Annotated in this window: 3 protein-coding genes and 2 rRNA genes (1 of these 5 cut by a window edge); all 5 read right to left on the bottom strand. The window is 46.7% G+C overall.

What is annotated here, in order from left to right:
• Positions 1-50: 50 nt before the first annotated feature.
• Positions 51-1,916 carry an ABC transporter ATP-binding protein gene (locus MKY35_RS11335; RefSeq protein WP_342446404.1) on the bottom strand — a complete coding sequence of 622 codons (1,866 nt, stop codon included), beginning with the start codon at positions 1,914-1,916 and terminating at the stop codon, positions 51-53.
• Entirely contained in the window at positions 1,891-3,786 is a 1,896-nt protein-coding gene (locus tag MKY35_RS11330; protein ID WP_342446403.1) for an ABC transporter ATP-binding protein, read from the bottom strand. Before MKY35_RS11330 ends, MKY35_RS11335 begins: the two co-directional genes overlap by 26 nt.
• Before the next feature lie 215 nt (positions 3,787-4,001).
• Positions 4,002-4,826: an alpha/beta fold hydrolase gene (locus MKY35_RS11325; RefSeq protein WP_342446402.1), complete on the bottom strand. Its 825-nt coding sequence runs from the start codon at positions 4,824-4,826 to the stop codon at positions 4,002-4,004.
• Positions 4,827-5,788: 962 nt separating this feature from the next.
• Positions 5,789-5,905, bottom strand: a 5S ribosomal RNA gene (gene rrf, locus MKY35_RS11320).
• A 150-nt stretch (positions 5,906-6,055) separates the two neighbouring features.
• Positions 6,056-7,672: ribosomal RNA gene (locus MKY35_RS11315) — 23S ribosomal RNA — on the bottom strand (it continues 1,309 nt past the right edge of the window).

The raw sequence follows: 7,672 nt of genomic DNA, 5'->3' as shown, positions 1-7,672 counted from the left end.
CCGTCTCTCTCCTCGCAAAATAGATATTGGTAAAAAGGAAATTCGCATATTTATGCGGTTTGTTCCTCGGGATGCTTTCGAAATTGAAGCTCATATAGCTCTGCATAATGACCGCCCTCGGCAAGGAGCTGATCATGGGTACCTTGCTCTTTCAGTTCGCCATCGGCAAGGACACAGATCGTATCCGCCCGTTCAATCGTAGACAATCGATGGGCAATAACTAATGTCGTACGATCCTTCATCAACTCATTTAAGCCCTGCTGGACTTCATATTCCGATTCTGCATCCAAAGCCGAGGTCGCTTCATCTAATAGCAAAATCGGTGCATTTTTGAGCAAAGCACGGGCAATTGCGATCCGCTGTCTTTGACCGCCGGACAAATTGGCTCCGCGTTCACCGACAATCGTGTCGTACCCCTCTGGCAACTCGGCTATGAAGCCGCTGGCATAGGCTGTTTTGGCTGCAGCCTCCACTTCCTCATCCGTGGCAGTCGGTGAGCCAAAACGGATATTATCCGCTACTGTACCGTGGAACAGCGTAGCCTCCTGTGGTACATAGGCCATCAAATCCCTGACCTCATCCAACGGAAATTCTTCTGCCAAGCGACCACGAACCCGCAGCACACCTTCATCCGGTGGGTAAAATCCCAGCAACAACTTCATGACTGTGCTTTTGCCACCACCACTCGGACCGACAAGTGCAGTGACCTGCCCTTCCGGCACGACCAAGTTTAACCTTTGCAGCGTTGGGTGGTCAGGCTGATAGCCAAAGGTGATGTCGTGCAGCTCCAGCGCAGCCGGAGTCTGTTCAATGGCGTGGTCTGAACGTAAGGTTTCAACATCGCCATAGAATTCCCCAGATTCACGGGCTGATAAAGCTGCCGTCTCGGGATCGCTAAGCCTAGTCAGCGGTCCCTTCTTTTTAGCCGCGGGGAACTGTTCCTCTTCCTTCGACTCATCCAGAATTTCGCGGATACGCGCCAAGCCTGCCAAGGAGTTTTGTAACAGTGTTACAGCCGCCCCTAGCTCCAAAAATACCGTTGAAATACCGGTTTGCAGTTGTACAATCTGTCCCAATACTCCCAGTTCCATTTGCTTCTGCGATACCAGAATCAATCCGGCGACAAGCACACCGCCCAGCGTAATGAACTCTATGACAAAATTGCACATATCCTGCAAGCCCATATGACGTCCCTGCCGGATGCTGATGCGATTGATGTCCTCGCTTGCATCGTTACATAGTCCACCTACCTTTGTCCTCAACCCAAACAACTTCACCGTCTGCAAACCGGAAAGCAAATCACTCAATCGTTCCGTGAACCTGCTCATCCGTCCCTGTAACTCTTCACTCGTCTTTCGCATTTTCTTCGCGAAATGAGCATTTATCCAGGCTGAAGCCAGCCCAAGTAAAACCGCCATAATCCCAAATCGCCAATCCAGAGCCATCAAAATGACCAACGAGCCCAAGAAAAGCGAAATTTCCAGTATAATCGAGCGGATATGAACGGTGTAAGCCTGCTCTAGCGCCTGTACATCGTTCGTCATACGGGATACAAGATCACCCGAATGGTGTTTTTCGGCTTTTTCGTACGATAGCTTGACAATGTGGCCAAATAGTTTCATTCGTACATCGGCAATCGCCAGCTTTACACACCGTTTATACATATAGCTGCACAGGGGGGAAATAAGACTTAATGCCAAAAATGTACCACTGACCAAATAGACCGCACGGTATAGCTCCTGTACATCGCCATTAACCGCGAAATTCAACAAATAATGCACCACAAAAGAAAGTAAAATCGTGATGCTGGCATTGGTCAGACTATTGCCAACCAGCCCAGTAAAATACCATTTTTGGTGCGGCTTCATCAGGGACATCAACTGCTTAAATTCATAAAACCCCTGCTTGAAGGTCACGACGCTCACCTCTTTCCTCAGGCAATGAATTACCGTTTTCCGCCGTATGCTGTTCTTCTTCAAAATTTTTCATATACAGCTTTCGGTACACACCATCACGACCTAATAATTCCTCATGAGAACCCGATTCCACAATACTCCCTTGGTCGAGTACAATAATGCGATTCGCCTGACGTACGGTTGACAGTCGATGAGCAATGACCAGTACCGTCCGGTTTTGCATTACCGCATTCATCGCATTCTGCACCTGAGCCTCCGACTGACTATCGAGTGCTGAAGTCGGCTCGTCCAATAAAAGCAGCGGAGTATTTTTAAGTAATGCTCTTGCTATGGAAATACGCTGTTTTTGACCGCCAGACAATCCGCCTCCCCGCTCGCTCAACAGGGTTTCATAGCCCTCTGGAAGTTGAACAATAAAATCATGCGCATGTGCCGCTTTCGCCGCCTCGACAATTTCTTCCCGAGTCGCCTCCAGACATCCATATCCGATATTTTCTGCAACGGTGGCCGGAAAAAGCGACGGCTCCTGAGATACCATCGAAATATGACTGCGTAGGCTTGTTAAATTCCAATCTGTCAAACTCTTTCCAAATAGTTGAATGGTTCCAGCATGCTCTCCAGGTTCATTAAATCCGCAAAGCAGCTTGAAAATCGTGCTTTTACCCCCACCGCTGGCACCGACAATCGCGACCATATCCCCTTGCCCTGCCTGGAAGCTGATATCCTTCAGCACTGTGTTCCCTTCATCGTAGCCAAAGGTCAAATGCTCAAAGCTGACTACAGCAACACTATCAACGTCATCATCACTTTCTGCTCCGCCTTCACTCATTCGGTTGGCTTCCCCATCTGCATCGTCTTTCAAATGAGGCGCCCTATTCTCTCGCTTCTGATCTACCAAGGTCATTTCGCCGTCCTGACGTTCATTCTGCCAATCCAGCACCTCAAACAAATGCTTTGCGGCTCCACCCGCTTCCTTCATTTGCGAAATGATCGTCGGCAGCATGGCAATCGGCTGCAATATGAACGAAATCAGGTATAAAAAAAGTACAATGCCTCCAGCATTCAACTCTCCATGTTGTATCAGGTATCCTCCGTATACAATGACCAAAATAATCGGTGTTGCTAGCATCATCACACCTACCGGAGTAATGGCTGCATAGCGCTTTTCTAGCCGTAAGCCGCGCTTGACGACCTCCTCCATAATCACCATATACTTCTTCAACAGCACAGCTTGCATATTGAATGCCTTGACGATAGGGATTCCTCCGATTGCATCTTGCCCCATAGCGTTCAAATGAGCAATTTTCTCCTGAAGATCCGCGGAGTATTTTTCAATTGGCTTGCTCATTAGTGATGTTATGATCATTCCTATTGGCATGAGCGCAAGACTTGCCAATATCAGTTTCCAGCTTGTCAGTAAAAGCAATATGAGTGATGCCGTAAACACAAGCGGTAAATAGAACAGATTGGCAAACTGCTGGATAAAAAAGTTCTGTAATACTGCCGTATTATTGGTTAGACGGGATACCAAATCTCCGGTAAATTTCCTTTCCACGCTGGAAACCGGTAAATCGCAAAACTTATGTACGAGATCGCCTCTCAAGTCGCGCAGAGCACTAACACTAAATCGCGCTGAAGCGTACCTCATCACAAACTTACAGGGCATTCCAATTAGCGTCATACCAACAACCAGATAGATCATGTTCTGGGTAGAGGAGAATGTCCCCTGTGCCATTTGCTCAATGGCCTTACCCAAAATAATGTCAATAGCTGCCAAACACAAGGAGGTGATCACCGTTATGAAAACCCATAGATTATACGGCCTTACATAACGTGCGAGTCTCCGAAAAGCAGAATTAAATCGAAACAAGGGCATCCCTCTTTTCGCTGCCCACACTTTTTCAGTGTGAACTTTTTATATTGGCTGTGGACGTCGTTGAGATAAACTCTGGGTTTGGATGCATGAGTATCCGTGCAGAATAAAATGCGATTTTGAACTATGCTGGAATTTGCATCTTGGTGTGGGTTGGTTGTTGATTGTTGCTGAGATGGTAATAACGAAGTGTATCGTGATGTGTGGGACATTTAACTCTGTCTGAATCGTGGTTGTAGGGTGCTTGTGTTGTAAGCTGTATGAGCTCCCGCCGCGTGGGCCATCGGCGAGGATGTAGAAAGAATGTTCTCGACTGCGCTCATAACCTCTTGTTCTTGTTCATGGATGAAAAAGTGATTACCTTCGAACATTTGAACATCCATAGGTGATGTCGTATGCTGTTGCCAGGCATGGAGTGAATCTGTGCTAACCTCAAAATCCTTCATTCCGCCTAAAACAGTCATCGGACATATCAATGGATTTCCCGGCTGATAAACATAAGTTTCACATACCTTAAAATCTGCACGCAGACGAGGCATAATAATTTGCATCAATTCTGCATTTTGCAGCACCTCTTCAGGTGTTCCCTGCATCAAACGAAGCTCTTCGGTGAAAGAATCGTCTGCTAAATCATGGAGTCGTTTTTTGGAATATGGAATATGTGGTGCGGATTTACCGGATATGATGATATGCACAGGTAGCTTTCCAGTTTTGCTGTACAATTGCCGTGCTGTTTCAAATGCAATCAGTGCTCCCATACTGTGTCCAAAAAAAGCGAACGGCTTATGTATGTATGGAGCCATAGCTGGAACCAACGATTGAACGATGTTTTGAAGAGTATCCATTGGAGCTTCTGTTGAGCGGCTTTCACGTCCTGGAAGTTGTATAGGCAACACGGTAATGTCAGGCGCAAACCTGGACTTCCAAGAGTTAAATATATAAGCACCACCACCGGCGTAGGGAAAGCAAAATAGTTGGAGCTTCGTAGTCGGTTGGACCTCTGTTTTCGCGAACCAAGATTGTGATCGAGTTGTCATAAGAATTCCTCCATCCTCTATGCAGTTCATAATTTTACAGTAAATCCTTATATCTCTTTTTTTCTTCCAACACTTTCTAACTGTTTTTAAATATACAAACTTTAAAACCGCTTGGCATGGGACAAAAGGGCTAAATTGACGAAGCTCATAAAAATAAAATAAAATCCATATTATGTTATTTGTTTCCAAACTTCAAAAGCAACAATTTCACTTTTTGTATGAGTTATCTGTCAATCATGATCTGTTAATTTAGTTTAAAACAAGATTTCAGGTTTTCACGAATTTTGTAAAACTAAACTCATTTTGATTTACATTGAGGTCCCAACCCCTTATCCTACAACAATTTTATCTTTACATGCCATTAACATAAATGTAACAAATTCAACCTGATATCATCCGACAAATTCCGACTTTTACCGCAGCTCTCTTCAATCACCTAAATATTGGATTGGATTTGTATCAAGCTCACATAAGCCAAAATTAATAACTCTTTATTTTTGTAATAAATATTGTTATTCCATAGTCCTAAAGGACCATTTTTTGCATATTTTTTTCTGACTCTTCGTCTAAAAAATCCAGTTTGGATTAAGTTTTTCTCTCCCAAATCTATGAATTTTCTTTTCAAACTCTAATAAAAACGTTTCTATCTCGTTTCAAAAGTACCTGTTCTCTAGAAATTTATAGCCTTACTTTTAATCTTTCACCCTCTCAAAAAACAGTAACGGCAAGCAGTAAGGTCCCTGTTGTTGGAGACTTGCTGCCTTATAAATTCATTAAGTTTGACTTCACTATCGGTCGATATCCAGAGTGTTGTAAACAGCTTTATTATAGTTATCCCCCAATCTTATTAATTTAGTGGAATGGATTATATGTATTGTTTTCTTGTATATTTTTCAAAACGCGAAAGCCTTATGGTATACAAAAAGAGCACAGCCCATTAAGGCTGTGCTCTTTTTTATCGTGCTTGGCGACGTCCTACTCTCCCAGGACCCTGCGGTCCAAGTACCATCGGCGCTGGAGGGCTTAACGGTCGTGTTCGGGATGGGTACGTGTGGAACCCCTCCGCTATCGCCACCAAACATGAATTTGCTACGCAAATTCTTCCGTACGGTTATTCGGTTCACCACATATCGTGTGAATGAATAGCCATGCACTTGTTGTATGTCACTTATACATACGTTCAAGGTTACACCCTGAAAACTGGATCCGAAACTTATTGCGTCTTATCTTAGGATAAGCCCTCGACCGATTAGTATTGGTCAGCTCCATGCATTACTGCACTTCCACCCCCAACCTATCTACCTCGTCGTCTTCAAGGGGTCTTACATACTGGGAAATCTCATCTTGAGGGGGGCTTCACGCTTAGATGCTTTCAGCGCTTATCCCTTCCGTACATAGCTACCCAGCGGTGCTCCTGGCGGAACAACTGGTACACCAGCGGTACGTCCATCCCGGTCCTCTCGTACTAAGGACAGCTCCTCTCAAATTTCCTACGCCCACGACAGATAGGGACCGAACTGTCTCACGACGTTCTGAACCCAGCTCGCGTACCGCTTTAATGGGCGAACAGCCCAACCCTTGGGACCTACTTCAGCCCCAGGATGCGATGAGCCGACATCGAGGTGCCAAACCTCCCCGTCGATGTGGACTCTTGGGGGAGATAAGCCTGTTATCCCCAGGGTAGCTTTTATCCGTTGAGCGATGGCCCTTCCATGCGGTACCACCGGATCACTAAGCCCGACTTTCGTCCCTGCTCGACTTGTAGGTCTCGCAGTCAAGCTCCCTTCTGCCTTTGCACTCTTCGAATGATTTCCAACCATTCTGAGGGAACCTTGGGGCGCCTCCGTTACTCTTTAGGAGGCGACCGCCCCAGTCAAACTGCCCACCTGACACTGTCCTCGCACCGGTTCACGGTACCAAGTTAGAACCTAGATACGATCAGGGTGGTATCCCAAGGATGCCTCCCTTCAAGCTGGCGCTCAAAGTTCTACGGCTCCCACCTATCCTGTACAGATCGTACCCAAATTCAATATCAAGCTGCAGTAAAGCTCCATGGGGTCTTTCCGTCTTGTCGCGGGTAACCTGCATCTTCACAGGTATTAAAATTTCACCGGATCTCTCGTTGAGACAGCGCCCAAGTCGTTACGCCATTCGTGCGGGTCAGAATTTACCTGACAAGGAATTTCGCTACCTTAGGACCGTTATAGTTACGGCCGCCGTTTACTGGGGCTTCGGTTCATAGCTTCGCCCGAAGGCTTACCACTCCCCTTAACCTTCCAGCACCGGGCAGGCGTCAGCCCGTATACTTCGCCTTGCGGCTTCGCACAGACCTGTGTTTTTGCTAAACAGTCGCTTGGGCCTTTTCACTGCGGCCCCCTCGGGCTATTCACCCTACCGAGGCACCCCTTCTCCCGAAGTTACGGGGTCATTTTGCCGAGTTCCTTAACGAGAGTTCTTCCGCGCGCCTTAGAATTCTCTTCTCGCCTACCTGTGTCGGTTTGCGGTACGGGCACCTTCTCCTGGCTAGAGGCTTTTCTTGGCAGTCTGAGATCATGACCTTCGCTACTATAATTTTCGCTCCCCATCACAGCCCAGCCTTACGATGTGCGGATTTGCCTACACATCAGCCTCACTGCTTAGACGGACATCCATCCGTCCGCGTCACTACCCTACTGCGTCACCCCATCGCTCATAACGGATTACGGTGGTACAGGAATTTCGACCTGTTGTCCTTCGACTACGCCTATCGGCCTCGCCTTAGGTCCCGACTTACCCTGAGCGGACGAACCTTCCTCAGGAACCCTTAGGCTTTCGGCGGATCTGATTCTCACAGATCTTTTCGTTAC

It is taken from the genome of Paenibacillus sp. FSL L8-0638, from assembly GCF_038593075.1.
GTDB lineage: Bacteria > Bacillota > Bacilli > Paenibacillales > Paenibacillaceae > Paenibacillus > Paenibacillus polymyxa_D.
The sequence above is the reverse complement of the archived record's forward strand: the minus strand, read 5'-3'. Positions and strand labels throughout refer to the sequence as shown.

What these genes read in the sequence shown, in the direction of transcription:
- MKY35_RS11325 (WP_342446402.1), bottom strand. Translation starts at nt 4,826, where the DNA reads ATGACAACTCGATCACAATCTTGGTTCGCGAAAACAGAGGTCCAACCG.